A 14,507-nucleotide genomic window follows, 5' to 3' on the forward strand; every position below is an offset into this window, starting at 1 on the left:
CCATCAGATATCAGATATCGGCAACCACCTCGTTGCCACGCTCTTCGAGCCAGGTACGCCGCTGCGCGGCCTCGCCCTTGCCCATCAGCATATTCATCACGCCCACGGTCTGGGGCAGGTCGAAATGGCCCAGCGCGACCGGCAACAGGCGGCGCGTGTCGGGATTCATGGTGGTTTCCCAAAGCTGCTCGGCATTCATCTCGCCCAACCCCTTGAAGCGGGAGATCTGCCAGCCGCCTTCCTTGATGCCGTCCTTCATCAGCTTGTCCTGGATCGCCACCAGTTCGCCATCGTCCAGCGCATAGAGCTTCTGGGCCGGCTTCTTGCCGCGCGCCGGCGCATCCACGCGGTACAGCGGCGGGCGCGCCACGCACACATTGCCGTTGTCGATCAGCTTGGGGAAATGCTTGAAGAACAAGGTCAGCAACAGCACCTGGATGTGCGCGCCGTCCACGTCCGCGTCGGACAGGATGCAGATCTTGCCATAGCGCAGGTTGGACAGGTCGGGCTCGTCATTGGCACTGTGCGGGTCCACGCCGATGGCCACCGCGATATCGTGCACTTCGTTGTTGGCGAACAGGCGGTCGCGCTCGGTCTCCCAGGTGTTGAGCACCTTGCCGCGCAGCGGCAGGAYGGCCTGGAACTCCTTGTCGCGCCCCATCTTGGCGGAACCGCCGGCGGAATCGCCCTCGACCAGGAACAGTTCGTTGCGGKTGACGTCGGTGGATTCGCAGTCGGTCAGCTTGCCCGGCAGCACGGCCACGCCGGAGCCCTTCTTCTTTTCCACTTTTTGCGCGGCGCGCGTACGCGCCTGCGCCTGGCGGATCACCAGCTCGGCCAGCTTCTTGCCGTATTCCACATGATGGTTCAGCCACAGCTCCAGCGCGGGGCGGCTGAAGGCGGACACCAGCTTCACCGCGTCGCGGCTGTTCAGGCGCTCCTTGATCTGGCCCTGGAACTGCGGGTCCAGCACCTTGGCGGACAGCACGAAGGACGCGCGCGCGAAAACGTCTTCGCTCATCAGCTTGACGCCCTTGGGCTGCAGCGCGTGCATCTCGATAAAGCTCTTGACCGCCTGGAACAGGCCTTCGCGCAGGCCGGACTCGTGCGTGCCGCCGGCGGGGGTGGGGATCAGGTTGACGTAGGATTCGCGCACCGGCGCGCCGTCCTCGGTCCAGGCCACCACCCAGGAAGCGCCCTCGCCTTCCGCGAAGCCTTCCTCGGCCGGGTTGGCGTCGGGGTCGGCGAAGTGCTCGCCCTCGAACATCGGCACCACCAGTTCGGCGCCGCTGCCCTGTGCCAGCGCTTCCACCAGGTAGCCCTTCAGGCCCTGGTCATACTGCCAGGTCTGGCGTTCGCCATTTTTCTCGTGCAGCAGCGTGACCTTGACGCCGGGCAGCAGCACGGCCTTGCTGCGCAGCAGGCGCTGCAACTCGGCCATCGGGATCGTGGCCGAATCGAAGTATTTCGCGTCGGGCCACACCTGCACCCGCGTGCCGCTCTTCTTCTCGCCGCGCYCGAGCTTGCGCGTGGCCAGCGGCACGGTGACGTCGCCGCCGGAGAAGGTCAGCGTGGAACAGTTACCGTCGCGCCAGACGGTCACGTCGAGCTGGGTCGACAGCGCATTGGTGACGGAAACGCCCACCCCGTGCAGGCCGCCCGAGAAGGCGTACGCGCCGCCCTTGCCCTTGTCGAACTTGCCGCCCGCGTGCAGGCGGGTAAATACGATTTCCACCACCGGGACCTGCTYTTCGGGGTGGATGCCGACCGGGATGCCGCGGCCATCGTCCTCCACGCTGACGCTGCCGTCGCGGTGCAGGGTGACCATGATTTCGGACCCGTGGCCGCCGAGCGCTTCGTCGGAGGCGTTATCGATCACCTCCTGCACGATATGCAGGGGGTTGTCGGTACGGGTGTACATGCCGGGCCGTTGCTTGACCGGCTCCAGGCCCTTCAGGACCCGGATGGAAGATTCGCTGTACTGACTGGTTTTGCTCGCCATGGAGTCGCTTGCTTAGTAGGATTCTCGGCCAGCCTTGGCGGGGGGCGCTTGCCGCACGCCAGCCAGGGGGGGCCGGGCAGCCTGCATTGTAATGGAAGCGCGCAGCCGTCTTGGTGCCAATCGTGACTGCGCGTTACAGTGATCAATGCAGCATATTCGGCACTAACCCTGCCCCGGAGCGGCGCCCGACGCCACGAGCCGATGCGGGGTACACTCGCTCGCACAGGCGCAGCCCAGACGGGCCCGGACCGCGCCGGCAAAACTAAAAACAGCACTACGCACACCGAGCCAGGATGCAGGACGCCATGCAGAACAACATTCAAAGCACGCCGAAAAAGGCACTTTCCCTCACAACAGTCCTTATGTGCGGTGGCTTGCTCGTCACCCTGTCAATGGGTATCCGGCACGGTTTCGGCCTGTTCAACCTTCCCATCACGCAGACGCACGGCTGGAGCCGCGAGACTTTCGCCTTCGCGCTGGCGCTGCAGAACCTGATGTGGGGCGTGACCCAGCCGTTCACCGGCGCCCTGGCCGACAAGTTCGGCGCGTTCCGCATCATGCTGATCGGCATTGCACTTTATGTCGGGGGCCTGGTAGTCATGGCGATGGCCACCTCGGGCACCGCCTTTGCCTCGGGCGCCGGCATCCTGATCGGCATTGCGCAATCCGGCACCACGTACAGCGTGGTGTACGGCGTGATCGGGCGCGTAGCCAGCCCAGAGAAACGCGTCTGGGCCATGGGCATCGCAGCCGCCGCGGGCTCCTTCGGCCAGTTCCTGATGATCCCCGTCGAGCAGACGCTGATCTCGGTGGCAGGCTGGCAGAACGCCTTGTTCGTGCTGGCGGTGCTGGCTTGCCTGATGCTGCCGCTGGCCTTCAGCCTGCGCGAGCCGCAAAGCGAGGGGCACGGGAGCGGCTTCCAGCAGACCATCGGCCAGGCCGTGCGCGAAGCGTTCGGCAACCGCAACTTCCAGTTGCTGACGCTGGGCTATTTCGTGTGCGGCTTCCAGGTGGTGTTCATCGGCGTGCACCTGRCGCCSTACCTSAAGGAYCGYGGCYTSACCGATCCCAAGATCGCCACMGTGGCRCTGGCGCTGATCGGCCTGTTCAAYGTGTTCGGCACCTAYASCGCCGGCGCGCTCGGCCAGCGCATGCCCAAGCGCCACCTGCTGTCGATGATCTACATCACCCGCTCGGTGGTGATCGCCGCCTACCTGCTGCTGCCGCTGACGGCCGCCAGCACCTGGGTGTTCGCCGCCATGATGGGCTTCCTGTGGCTGTCCACGGTGCCGCTGACCAACGGCATCATTGCCCAGGTATTCGGCGTGCAGTATCTGTCGATGCTGTCAGGGGTGGTGTTCTTCTCGCACCAGATCGGCAGCTTCCTGGGCGCCTGGCTGGGGGGCTTCCTGTACGACCGCACCGGCACGTACGACATGGTGTGGATGATCGCAATCGGGCTGGGCGTCGTCGCCGCGCTGGTCAACCTGCCGATACGCGAGCACGCGATCGCGCGCCCGCAGGCGGCAGTGGCATGAGCGCCGCGCGCGCCGCTGCCTTGCGGGCCGGCGGCTTCGCGGCGCTGGCCGCGTTGATGGTGCTGGGCTTCATGTCCTACCTGCGGCCGGCGTTCATGGTGGATCTGACTAACATGGTGCTGGCCTGGTGCGGGTAAGGACGGCGGGCGTCCCATGGCACATGGGACGCCCCCGCCCGACCGCCCTGCCCCGTTACTGCGCCTCGGCCTTGGTCTTCGCCTCCAGCACTTCCCAGCGCTCCAGCGCCTCCAGCAGTTCCATGTCGATCTCATCGTGCCGCGCCGCAAGCTGCGCGGCCTTGCCCGCGTCGCTGACATAGAGCGAGCCATCCGCCAACTGCGCGCTGACGGCCTTCTGCTCATTTTCCAGCGAGGCAATGCGCTCGGGCAGCGTATCGAGTTCGCGTTGCTCCTTGTACGACAGCTTGACCACGCGGCCGGGGGCTCGCGCTTCGCGCGGCTTCGGCGCTTCCGCTGCCTTGCGCTCGCCCGCGCGCGCTTCCTGCATGGCCGCGCTGCGCGCCGACTGCACCTGCCAGTCGGAGTAGCCGCCCACATACTCGCGCCAGCGCCCGTCGCCTTCGGCGGCGATGGTCGAAGTCACCACGTTGTCCAGGAAGGCCCGGTCGTGSGAGACCAGGAAMACMGTGCCGCTGTAGTCCTGCAGCAGTTCCTCCAGCAGTTCCAGCGTGTCGATGTCCAGATCGTTGGTGGGTTCGTCGAGCACCAGCACATTGGCCGGGCGCGCGAACAGGCGCGCCAGCAGCAGCCGGTTGCGCTCGCCGCCGGACAGCGACTTGACCGGCGAACGCGCGCGCTCCGGCGCGAACAGGAAGTCGCCCAGGTAGCTCATCACGTGCTTGCGCTGGCCGTTGATTTCGACCCAGTCGCTGCCCGGGCTGATGGTATCGGCCAGCGAGCGCTCCAGGTCCAGCTGCGTGCGCATCTGGTCAAAATACGCCACCTGCATATTGCTGCCGTTCTTGACCTCGCCAGTATCCGGCGCCAGTTCGCCCAGGATCAGCCGCAGCAGCGTGGTCTTGCCCGCGCCATTGGAGCCGATCAGGCCGACCTTGTCGCCGCGCATGATGGCGCCGGTGAAATCGCGCACCACCATCTTGTCGCCGAAGGCCTTGCTGACATTGGTCAGCTCGGCGACGATCTTGCCGGAGCGCTCGCCTTGCGACACCTCCAGCTTGACGTTGCCCTGCACGTCGCGCCGCGACGCGCGTTCGTTGCGCATCGTCACCAGGCGCTGGATGCGGGCCACGCTGCGCGTGCGGCGCGCTTCCACGCCCTTGCGGATCCAGACTTCTTCCTGCGCCAGCAGCTTGTCGAACTTGGCCTGCTCGACCTGCTCGGCGGCCAGTTGCTCGGCCTTGCGCGTCTGGTAGGCGGCAAAGTTGCCGGGGAAGGAAACGAGCCGGCCGCGGTCCAGTTCGACGATGCGGGTGGCCACGCGATCGAGGAAGGCGCGATCGTGGGTAATCAGCAGCAYGCTGCCGCGGAAAGCCAGCAGCAGGTCTTCGAGCCAGCGGATCGCTTCCACGTCCAGGTGGTTGGTGGGTTCGTCGAGCAGCAGGATGTCGGGCTCTGCCACCAGTCCCTGCGCCAGCGCCACGCGCTTTTGCATGCCGCCGGACAGCGAATCCACGCGCACATCGGCAGTAAGGCTGAGTTGCGCCAGCGTGGTTTCCACCCGCGTACGCAAGCCCCATGCCCCGGCGGCGTCGACTTCGGACTGCAGGCGGTGCAATTCGGCCAGCGAGTCCTCATCGTGGCTATCGTCGAGCGCCGCCAGCGCCGCCTCATAGGCGACCAGCAGGTCGTGAACCTTGCCCAGACCCAGGGACACGGCGTCGAACACGGTCTGGCCCGGCTCGAACTGAGGCTCCTGCGGCACATATGCCGAGGTCACGCCACTCTGACGCGCGATCAGGCCATCGTCCGGCGCRGACAGGCCGGCCACGATCTTGAGCAGCGACGACTTGCCGGTGCCGTTGCGGCCAATCAGGCCGACGCGCTCGCCGGCTTCGAGGGAGAAGTCGGCATGGTCGAGCAAGGCCACGTGCCCGAAGGCGAGCTGGGCGTCGGAAATCGAAAACAGGGCCATGGGAGCAATACGAAAGGAGACAGCGAAAGGAAGGCGACTCAAGCGGCTTGAACGCGCAGCCACCCGCCGGCGTCGGCCGGCAAGCAGGCGGCAGGGTGCCAGGTAGCCGGCATTGTAGACCACCTCCGTGCGCCCTCGCCCGGAGCCGCGGCCCAAAAAAAGAAGGGCCCGCGCTTGCGCGGGCCCAAGAGTCTCTCCTCGGTGCCCTGCTCGCAAGGCACGAACGGAGCATAGCAAGCGCCTCCGCCCGGCTCTAGTCGGACAAGTCCGTAAGGGAAAGTCCCGTCAACGCCCGCGGCCGGCCGCATCCTTCCGGGCCTGTTGCTCGCCACGCAACACCCCACGCCGCGACCGTTGTCCGGCTGCTTGCCGTCGTGGAACAATGCTTGCCGGCCAGCAGGCCGCAGCACAACGGCAGTAGCAGCATAAAAACCGGTCCGAACCGGTGCAGGCGACCCAACGCCATTTCCGCTCGACGCCTTTTTCGCTTCTTTGTACGGGGACATCCATGATCCATCCGGTTTGCCGGCGCCTGCGCGGCGCCGGGCTGGCGATTTCGCCCAGCCCGGTCCGCCTGCCGCTGCTGCTCCTGCTATCAACCTTGCTCACATTCTGGCTGTCCGCCGGTGCCAGGCCTGCCGCGGCGCAGTCCGACGGCTCACCGGTGCTGCATCGCATTGCCCAGACCGGGGTGCTGCGCATCGCCCACCGCGAGAGCTCGGTACCGTTTTCCTTCGTGGCCGACGGCAAGCCGCACGGCTATGCCGTCGACCTCTGCCTGCGGGTAGCCGATGCGCTACGCGGCGCACTCACACTGCCCGCCCTCAAGGTGGAATTCGTGCCCGTCACGCCGGCCAGCCGCATCACCGCGATCGTCGACGGCAAAGCCGATCTCGAATGCGGGTCCACCACCAATAACCGCGAACGGCGCGAACAGGTGGCCTTCACCATCCCGCACTACATCGCCGGCAGCCGCATGCTGGTGAGGACCGACTCCGGCATTCGCAAGCTGGGCGACCTGCGCGGCAAGACGGTGGTCTCCACGGCGGGCACGACATCGCTGGCCGTGGTTCGCCAGATCAACGGCTCCGGCGCCATGCAGATCCGCGTGGTGGAAGCCAGGGACCACGCCGAAGCCTTCGCCATGGTCGAGCAAGGCAAGGCCGACGCCTTCGTCATGGACGATGTGCTGCTCTACGGCCTGCGCGCGAACTCGCGCAACCCGGCCAGCTACACCGTCACCAGCGAACTGCTGACGATCGAGCCCTACGCCATCATGCTGTCGAAGCAGGACGCCGAGTTCAAGCKGCTGGTGGACAAGACGCTGGTCTCGGCCATCTATTCGCTCGAGACCCAAAAGCTCTACAAGAAGTGGTTCCAGTCGCCGATCCCGCCGCACGGCGTCAACCTCGACATCCCGATGAGCTACCTGCTGCGCGACTCCTTCAAGTTCCCCAGCGACAAGGTTGCCGACTAGCATCGCATGCGGCTGCGGGGAGCCTGCAATGCTCCAGGGCAGGGCAAGAACGGCGCAACTCGTGCGAAGATGACGGCCCGGCCGCTTTCGAGCGCCCGCCTCGTCAAGCCAAGTCCCCGTTCCATGTCCACTGCCACCGCCCCCCTGAAGCTGACCGACCTCTCCGTCTCCGCCCTGGTAGCCGGGCTGATTGCCATGCTGACCGGCTATACCAGTTCGCTGGTGCTGATGATCCAGGCGGGCCAGGCGGCCCACCTGTCGGATGCGCAGGTTGCCTCCTGGATCTGGGCGTTATCCATCGGCATGGGCGTCACCACCATCGGGCTCACGCTGCTGACACGTGCTCCCATTGTCATTGCCTGGTCCACGCCCGGCGCCGCCCTGCTGATCGCCAGCCTGCCCGGCGTGCCCTATCCGGAGGCGATCGGCGCCTTCGTGATGGCGGCGCTGCTGATGACGGCGGCGGGCCTGACGGGCTGGTTCGACAAACTGATGCGCGCGTTGCCGGCCAGTATTGCCTCCGCCCTGCTGGCCGGCATCCTGTTCCGCATCAGCGTCGACGTGTTCGTGCAAGCCCAGCAGCAAACCCTGTTGCTGCTGGTGATGTTCGCGTTGTACCTGGCGGGCAAGCGCTTCTGGGCGCGCTACGCGGTGCCGGGCGTGCTGCTGGTGGGCGTGGCGCTGGCCGGCGCGCTTGGCCAGCTGCATTTCGAATCGTTCCATTTCGCGCTGGCCCGGCCGGTGTGGACCACGCCGGCATTCTCGCTGCAGGCTTTCGTCAGCATCGCCGTGCCACTGTTTATCGTCGCGCTGGCTTCGCAGAATATTCCCGGATTGGCGGTGCTGCGCGCCGACGGCTATCACGTAGCGGCGTCACCGCTGATCACCGTGACCGGCATCGCTTCGGTCCTGCTCGCGCCGTTCGGCTCGCATGGCATCAACCTCGCGGCGATCACGGCAGCCATCTGCACCGGCGCGGAAGCGGATCCGGACCGCAACCGGCGCTATACGGCCGCGGTGGTTTGCGGACTCGGCTATCTGGTGGCGGGCGTGCTGGCCGCCAGTATTGCCGCGCTATTCGCCGCCTTTCCCAAGGCGCTGGTGGTCGCGGTAGCCGCCTTCGCCTTGCTTGGCTCGATCGCCAGCGGCCTGACCACGGCCATGCAGACCCCGGCGGAGCGCGAGTCGGCCCTGCTCACGTTCATGATCACCGCCTCCGGCATGACGCTGGCCGGCGTGGGTTCGGCCTTCTGGGGCGTGGTGGGTGGCATGCTGGCGCTGCTGGTGCTGCGCCCGCGCACCGCTCCCCGGGCCGGATAACGCTTAAAGCAGCAGGAAGGCGATGTCCGCCGAACCGATGCCGGATAGCGGCGTGCCYTTGCGCCGCTGGAACAGGATGTGCTGAAGCACCCGGTCGCGGTGCTCTGCAAATGTGGACGGCTCGAAACGCAATGCGGTCAGCGCGTAGTGTTCGGCGAGCAGCTTGTAGACGCGGTGGCGCACCATCAGCATTTCGCTCTCGGCGCGCAAGCGGCTGATTTCGGCGCCGTTATCCTCTTCCAGCTGCCGCATGCCCACCACCACGCGCGCATGCATGCCACGATAGCGGTCCAGTTCGCCATGCGCCTTGCGCAGCTCCTCTCGCAGCGCCCTCACCTCCTGCTGGAGCTTCAGGTTATGTTGCACGCCGCGCTGGATGCGCGAGGCTTCTTCCAGCGCGACATCCGCCGCCGCAATCGTGTTCCGCCATACTCCCTGACCCGTCGCGTGACCCTCCACCTGCGGCCACACGGTCTGTACCTCATCCTCGCCATTCATGGCGCCCCCCCCTGAGAACCTGACTCCCCCGCCGTTGGCTTTATGACGTCTGCCAACTGGTCGGGACTACCGCGAACACCCCGCAGGCGATCAACCGGATCGCCGGTGCTTCTGCAATGAAGCACCCAACACCGATTGAAGTGCGCATCACGGTGCCGGACAACCACCCGAAAGGAGGGATCGCCAACGTGTGCGCGCGCACCGACTGTGGTTTGTACTGTACACCGCAGGCACCCGCAGCGGTTGCCGCGCATCCGGCGGGCCAGTAATGGTATGGGAAAATGTGGCCCCAACGGCAGCCAAAAAGAAGGACTTACCGATGAACGCTTATGTGCTCCTGGCCCTCGCCATCGCGGCCGAAGTCATCGCCACCAGCAGCCTCAAGGCGTCCGAGAGCTTTACGCGCCTGTGGCCAAGCTTGCTGGTGGTAGCCGGATACGTCGGCGCCTTTTTCCTGCTGATGCAGGTCATGAAGACCGTGCCGGTAGGCATTGCCTACGCCATCTGGTGCGGCGCCGGCATCGTGCTGGTCACGCTGATCGCCAGCGTGCTCTATCGCCAGGTACCGGACCTGGCGGCATGGGCAGGAATCGGGCTGATCATCGCGGGGGTTGCGGTGATCCAGCTCTTTTCGAAGATGGGGGCGGCGCACTGAGGCAACGGCGTCGCGCAAGCCCGCCGCCGTTGCGCGGCGAGGCGATGGCCGCAGCCAAGCAAGCCTCTGGCCGACCGGAAACGTCAGCCGTACAATTTCTGCAAGAAGGGATGTGCACCTGACAGTTCATATGCTGCCCGAAGCGTTGCTTCGGGATCGTCAACTCGCTCTGCTCTCCCCATGGAGTCGACATGAAGAAGATGATACTGGCCGCCACAACAGCACTGCTGTGCGCCGCAGCGTCAGCCGAGGACGCGTACATCTACCCGACGGAGAACATGAAAGTCGGGGAAACTGTCCAGCTGCAATCTCCGACCGTCCTGTTCATCAACAAGAAGTGCGACCTGCCGTTCGTCGATGCCGCGCACATGCGCTTCTATGCGTCTTATCGTAGCGATGCGTCCAATCGCGGCACCTGGGATACCGGCTGCTGGGCGAAGAACATCCACGGCGACGCGATCATCGTCGTGCTGAGGATGCCAAACAGGACGATCGCCCTCAAAACCCTGGCACGCGCCGACGTCCAGAAAGATGGCACCGCCACGATCAAGGCGTTGCCCGCCCAGGGCCGCTAGCGCCACCGGCCGAAGGAGGCCTTGATTGACTTGGGAATGGGGGATTTCGGAGAACTTTCGCGAACCAGAACCAGGCTATGCCCCGTCGGCAGGATTCATAAAACCGGCTGTAACCAATACTGGAAGCCGATTTACCAGAATACGATTTTCGTGGTGCCACGAATGTAGATGATCTTGATGGATACGTCGCCGCCTTGAGGCACTGTATATCCATACAGTTAACTCAACTTTCAGCATCTACATTCAGGCGGCTCTTATACTGGATATCCATACAGTACCAGTGAGAGAGACATGTTCGCCTGCGATATCGAGACMGTCTTCCTGTTCCGCCGCGCAGCCGATGCGGTCGCCGCACCCTTCCCTTGCGAGCGAATCACCGTGGACGATCCGCTGCTGACCGCCGACACATGGAATCCCGAGGCAGAAGCAGCGGCACAAGCCACCGGCGCCACGCTCGTCCTGAACGGCATCGACACCGCAGCAATCATGGCGCTGCCGTGGACAATCGATCGCCTGGAGTTCAATTACCGTGGCGCCTGGCTAAGCTTCCTGCTGGCCTACAGCATCCAGTTCACAGGTCCTCGCTCGATTTGCCTGCGCACCCGCGGCGAGCGCCACTATGCCACCCGTCAGGAGGTGGCATGTTCTCTGTGACCTACCAGGCTGGCTCCAGCTTCCTCGAAACCCGGTTCCTGCCCGGCGACACGGTCGAGCAGCGCCTCGACCGCGAAGGTGTCACGGTATCGAGACCCGCCACATCGAGAAGATGGTGTGGACGGCCGACTGCCTGTTGTTCGAGCAGGACGGCCAGCACCACCGGATCAAGGTTGCCCGGCCAGCGGTGAAAACGCCGCTACGCGCGCGGTTCCCCCGCCGCTGAATAGCTGCGCCGCGCCACCACGCCCCCCCCAAAGAACGCCAACTGCTGCGCGTCGTCTATGGCGTCGATCCGCCCGCGGTGGCGCTCTTGGGCTCGCTTGGCCTTTTCCGCCTTCACTAGTATCGGCAGTTAGTAACCGGGCCAGTGTTGATGCATCGGATCTGATTGCCGGCTTGTGGTGTCAGAGGCGCAGCTTGCGGCGCCACGTACTGCGGCGTTTGAAGCCATGCGTTCTGCTGTTGCCGCAGTTGCTGGTTTTGCTGCTGCAATTGCGCATTGGTCTGCTGAATTTGCTGGGCAGCCATCTGCTGATTGAACTGATACATCTGCAACTGCTGATCGGTCATTGCATCTCTGTATCCAGTTGCCTGACCGTCCGAGTTAAAGCACATGATTCGACTTGGCGAAAGGACCCTGTATCGTTCGCATGTCGAATCGCCTGCCATGTAATATCTCCCGTTCACGAAATTCGGCGCCGCCGGGCTTGCGCAGCCGGCGACTGCAAACGCCAGAAAGACCGTTGCTATTTTTCTCATGGGTAGTTTCTTGAGCGCGTATTGCGATTGCGACGCGCGTTCGTCGGTCTCGTCCAAAGACGCTCGCGATTTTCGCAATCGTTCACGCGTCATGCAAGCAGTGTTGCGGGACGGCCAACTGCCGACGGCCTTCCCTCGGGCATCATGATCTGCCCCACGAGCGGCGGACAAGCACCTGCTGATGAATCGCTTCCACGCCCCAGGCAAGGAAGAACGGGGGATCATCATCGTGCCGCGAGCGGAATGGGAGGACTGGCTGACCTGCCGGGATCCGTTGCGGGTGCGGGTGCGCAGCTTTATGCGACTGCACCCTGCGGATATGCGGCTGGATCAGCCAGCGCCTATCCAGCGTCAAAGCTAGCCCAAAGGGACACCCCCACCTGTCGGGCACTCGGGCAATCCAGGCAATGGCGGCGGCGGTAGCGACGAGGAATCACTTTGCTCCGCCTCAACTGCCTCCCCAAGCTTGGAAGCCTGAGTGACGTAGTTCACGCGAATATCAAGGTCAAATTCTTGGCCGCAGCTCTCAGAGCAGCCGCACCTCACCCGATGCCGCACCGTCATAGGCAGTTCCAACACCGTCATCTCTACCCCGAACCGACGAACAGTCTTGCAGTACGGACAAGTTGCCGCGACTGAATATGTCATTGCGAGTCCTATTTTGGTGGAGAGTTGGCACAAATGTACGCTTGATAGTCACGCCCAACAATGGGATTAGTACTTCAGGATTAAGGGCTAGACGGTACGGGGCATCGTTTAGGGGCACCAAATATAGGGGCATTTATTGATGCCCCTAATGCCCCTAAAACACGCGGATGCCAACGGCTCCCGGCGAACTTCGGCGAACGTCGAAAGCCCGCGAGGCCTTGATCTACTTGGGAGGGGAGGACTTCAGAGAACTTCTACGAACCGTACTATGGTCCGCCAGCAGGAATCATAAATTCGGCTATATCTATTACTGGAAGCCGATTTCTCCGAATATGATTCTCTTGGTGCCACGTCCAGTGCCACGAAAATATTTTGATGGACACGACACCATCTCGCGACACTGTATATCCATACAGTTAACTCAACTTTCGGCACCCGCATTCGGACGACTCTTATACTGGATATCCATACAGTACTTTCAGAGTGCGCCCATGTTCACCTGCGATCCGGACACAGTCTACCTGTACAGCCAGTCCCATGGGGCGGCGCGTTTGGCCATCCGCTGCTCCCACCTGCCCATAGACGATCCGCTGCTCACCGCTGACACCTGGAACCCGGAGGTCGAGGCCGCCGCGCAGGCCGCGGGCGCCACCCTCACGCTGACGGGGGTCGATGCCTCGGCGATCATGGCGCTGCCGTGGACCATTGACCGCCTGGCGTTCCATTACCAGGGCACTTCGCTCAGCTTCCAGCTCGCGGCGAGCGCCACTACGCCACCCGTCAGGAGATGGCATGTTCCCTGTGACCTACCAGGCTGCCTCGATCTTTCTGGAAACCCAGTTCCTGCCCGGCGACACGGCCGAGCTGCGCCTCGACTGCGAACACGTCACGGTCACGGCCAGCGCCGTCACCGTGCACGGCATCGAGACGCGGCACATTGAGAAGATGATGTGGACGGCCGACTACCTGTCTTTCGAGCAGGACGGCCAGCACCACCGGATCAAGGTGGCCCGCCCGGCGGTCAAGACACTGCTGCGCGCGCGGTTCCCCCGCCGCTGAATAGCCGTACCGCGCACCGCCATGCCCCCCTACACCCCAGAGAATTGGGTTCGCGCGCTACGCCACGCCGTGCGTGGCGGCACGCCGGATGCCTATGGCGATCCGTTCAGCATGCGGCTGTACGTCCTGAACCCTTACGGCCAGCCGGCCCATACGCTGGACGGGAACGCCCATCATGAATTTCTGAGGGGCTGGTTCAAACGTTTCGTGCTGCGCACTGACCTTCCCGAGCAGGATGCCCGCGTCTGGACATGCTTCTGCCCATGGTCGGACACGATGACCGACAAACCAGTTTTCCTGACCCACCTGATCGCCCCCGGCATCGACAAGATATTCACCTCCGCGACGTGGCAAGATGCGCAGGACAAGCACCGGCGTGTTGCCGAGAAGGCGCGGCGGGTGCTGCCGCTCACGCCCTTGCCAGGAGATGAGGATGTGCACAGCGAACATGAGAAGAAGCCTGACCGTAGCCGCAAACTGGTATGAGCAAAGGATTCACCCGTCCTGCAGAATAACCAAGCTGGGAGCAAGCATCCTTCTGGGCTGCATCATTTCCATGATTCGCGGCAAGGACCTCAGCTGGGATCTGCTGAACTATCACTACTATGCACCATGGGCGCTGCTCAACGATCGGCTGAGCGTCGATCTGTATCCAGCCCAACTGCAAACATTCTTCAACCCAGTAATTGACCTTCCGTTTTACTACTGTGCCACGACGTTCCCTGACTACGTTTCGGTGCTGCTCATGGGGATCCCATTCGGGCTGGCTGTCTTTGTCACATGGAACATCATTGGGACCATAGGCGTCGCCCATCGAGCGCCTGGCTGGGCCCCGAGAATCAATCGCGGGTTGGCTTGCTTCCTTGCGCTGGTCGGCGCTGCAGGGTATTCCCAGGCCAATACCACTTCGGGCGAGTGGACGACAACCGCGCTTGCATTGCTGGCGATCTGGGCGATCTTCGCCTCGCATCGAGGGAACCTGACTACCAGAATGGCGCTGGTCATTGCCGGCCTTTCGCTCGGGATGGCTACAGGACTCAAACTCACGGCAGCCATTCCAACCCTGGCAATCACACTTGCGTTGCTTTGCTCCCTGTCGTGGCGGAGCCCGCGCGCGACCGCTAACGACTTGGCGCTCTACGCCGTAAGTGGATGCGTTTCATTCGCCGCAGTCGCCGGGCCGTGGATGTGGGTTTTGTATCGGGAC

Annotated in this window: 14 protein-coding genes and 1 pseudogene; 11 read left to right on the top strand and 4 right to left on the bottom strand. The window is 63.9% G+C overall.

Annotated features, from left to right (window positions below):
- Nucleotides 1-10 precede the first annotated feature (10 nt).
- Complete coding sequence (locus tag AC1DKD_RS15880; RefSeq protein WP_477143448.1) at nucleotides 11-2,002, bottom strand: DNA topoisomerase IV subunit B; 1,992 nt, start codon at nucleotides 2,000-2,002, stop codon at nucleotides 11-13.
- Nucleotides 2,003-2,307: 305 nt separating this feature from the next.
- Here AC1DKD_RS15880 and AC1DKD_RS15885 point away from each other — a divergent pair, with 305 nt between their 5' ends.
- Nucleotides 2,308-3,540 (top strand): MFS transporter, encoded by a 1,233-nt coding sequence (locus AC1DKD_RS15885; RefSeq protein ID WP_477143449.1) that lies wholly within the window; start codon nucleotides 2,308-2,310, stop codon nucleotides 3,538-3,540.
- The gene (locus AC1DKD_RS15890; protein WP_441626845.1) at nucleotides 3,537-3,677 is read left to right on the top strand and encodes a hypothetical protein; all 141 of its coding nucleotides are present in this window, start codon (nucleotides 3,537-3,539) and stop codon (nucleotides 3,675-3,677) included. Before AC1DKD_RS15885 ends, AC1DKD_RS15890 begins: the two co-directional genes overlap by 4 nt.
- 55 nt (nucleotides 3,678-3,732) lie before the next feature.
- Here AC1DKD_RS15890 and AC1DKD_RS15895 read toward each other — a convergent pair whose 3' ends face one another.
- On the bottom strand, nucleotides 3,733-5,652 hold the full coding sequence (locus AC1DKD_RS15895; protein WP_477143450.1) for an ATP-binding cassette domain-containing protein: 1,920 nt from the start codon (nucleotides 5,650-5,652) through the stop codon (nucleotides 3,733-3,735).
- Between the two features lie 508 nt (nucleotides 5,653-6,160).
- Between AC1DKD_RS15895 and AC1DKD_RS15900 the strand changes: the two genes are divergently transcribed.
- Complete coding sequence (locus tag AC1DKD_RS15900; protein WP_477143451.1) at nucleotides 6,161-7,129, top strand: amino acid ABC transporter substrate-binding protein; 969 nt, start codon at nucleotides 6,161-6,163, stop codon at nucleotides 7,127-7,129.
- Nucleotides 7,130-7,252: 123 nt separating this feature from the next.
- Nucleotides 7,253-8,449 (top strand): benzoate/H(+) symporter BenE family transporter, encoded by a 1,197-nt coding sequence (locus AC1DKD_RS15905; RefSeq protein ID WP_441626851.1) that lies wholly within the window; start codon nucleotides 7,253-7,255, stop codon nucleotides 8,447-8,449.
- A gap of 3 nt (nucleotides 8,450-8,452) precedes the next feature.
- Here AC1DKD_RS15905 and AC1DKD_RS15910 read toward each other — a convergent pair whose 3' ends face one another.
- On the bottom strand, nucleotides 8,453-8,947 hold the full coding sequence (locus AC1DKD_RS15910; RefSeq protein WP_276286667.1) for a hypothetical protein: 495 nt from the start codon (nucleotides 8,945-8,947) through the stop codon (nucleotides 8,453-8,455).
- Nucleotides 8,948-9,266: 319 nt separating this feature from the next.
- Here AC1DKD_RS15910 and AC1DKD_RS15915 point away from each other — a divergent pair, with 319 nt between their 5' ends.
- The 3 genes from AC1DKD_RS15915 (at nucleotide 9,267) to AC1DKD_RS15925 (ending at nucleotide 10,831) form a co-directional block, all read left to right on the top strand.
- Nucleotides 9,267-9,602 carry a DMT family transporter gene (locus AC1DKD_RS15915; RefSeq protein ID WP_441626853.1) on the top strand — a complete coding sequence of 112 codons (336 nt, stop codon included), beginning with the start codon at nucleotides 9,267-9,269 and terminating at the stop codon, nucleotides 9,600-9,602.
- A 191-nt stretch (nucleotides 9,603-9,793) separates the two neighbouring features.
- Nucleotides 9,794-10,177 carry a hypothetical protein gene (locus tag AC1DKD_RS15920; protein WP_441626855.1) on the top strand — a complete coding sequence of 128 codons (384 nt, stop codon included), beginning with the start codon at nucleotides 9,794-9,796 and terminating at the stop codon, nucleotides 10,175-10,177.
- 291 nt (nucleotides 10,178-10,468) lie between these two features.
- Nucleotides 10,469-10,831, top strand: coding sequence for a hypothetical protein (locus tag AC1DKD_RS15925; protein WP_428178902.1), 363 nt, complete (start codon nucleotides 10,469-10,471; stop codon nucleotides 10,829-10,831).
- Between the two features lie 342 nt (nucleotides 10,832-11,173).
- Here the strand turns inward: AC1DKD_RS15925 and AC1DKD_RS15930 are convergent, their stop codons facing one another.
- Complete coding sequence (locus tag AC1DKD_RS15930) at nucleotides 11,174-11,650, bottom strand: hypothetical protein (protein WP_441626857.1); 477 nt, start codon at nucleotides 11,648-11,650, stop codon at nucleotides 11,174-11,176.
- 124 nt (nucleotides 11,651-11,774) lie between these two features.
- Between AC1DKD_RS15930 and AC1DKD_RS15935 the strand changes: the two genes are divergently transcribed.
- From AC1DKD_RS15935 to AC1DKD_RS15950, 4 genes and pseudogenes are all read left to right on the top strand, one after another.
- Entirely contained in the window at nucleotides 11,775-11,954 is a 180-nt protein-coding gene (locus AC1DKD_RS15935) for a hypothetical protein (protein ID WP_441626859.1), read from the top strand.
- Nucleotides 11,955-13,033: 1,079 nt separating this feature from the next.
- Entirely contained in the window at nucleotides 13,034-13,300 is a 267-nt protein-coding gene (locus tag AC1DKD_RS15940) for a hypothetical protein (RefSeq protein WP_441626861.1), read from the top strand.
- Nucleotides 13,301-13,321: 21 nt separating this feature from the next.
- The gene (locus AC1DKD_RS15945; RefSeq protein WP_441626862.1) at nucleotides 13,322-13,786 is read left to right on the top strand and encodes a hypothetical protein; all 465 of its coding nucleotides are present in this window, start codon (nucleotides 13,322-13,324) and stop codon (nucleotides 13,784-13,786) included.
- Nucleotides 13,749-14,507, top strand: a pseudogene (locus AC1DKD_RS15950) (hypothetical protein); the annotation flags it as partial. The gene AC1DKD_RS15945 and the pseudogene AC1DKD_RS15950, both read left to right, overlap by 38 nt.

Source organism: Cupriavidus sp. 05T313, assembly GCF_056396665.1.

Excerpts from the sequence above, each read along its gene's own strand:
- AC1DKD_RS15890 (WP_441626845.1), top strand. The coding sequence starts at position 3,537 with ATGAGCGCCGCGCGCGCCGCTGCCTTGCGGGCCGGCGGCTTCGCGGCG.
- AC1DKD_RS15905 (WP_441626851.1), top strand. The coding sequence starts at position 7,253 with ATGTCCACTGCCACCGCCCCCCTGAAGCTGACCGACCTCTCCGTCTCC.
- AC1DKD_RS15915 (WP_441626853.1), top strand. The coding sequence starts at position 9,267 with ATGAACGCTTATGTGCTCCTGGCCCTCGCCATCGCGGCCGAAGTCATC.
- AC1DKD_RS15920 (WP_441626855.1), top strand. The coding sequence starts at position 9,794 with ATGAAGAAGATGATACTGGCCGCCACAACAGCACTGCTGTGCGCCGCA.
- AC1DKD_RS15935 (WP_441626859.1), top strand. The coding sequence starts at position 11,775 with ATGAATCGCTTCCACGCCCCAGGCAAGGAAGAACGGGGGATCATCATC.
- AC1DKD_RS15940 (WP_441626861.1), top strand. The coding sequence starts at position 13,034 with ATGTTCCCTGTGACCTACCAGGCTGCCTCGATCTTTCTGGAAACCCAG.
- AC1DKD_RS15945 (WP_441626862.1), top strand. The coding sequence starts at position 13,322 with ATGCCCCCCTACACCCCAGAGAATTGGGTTCGCGCGCTACGCCACGCC.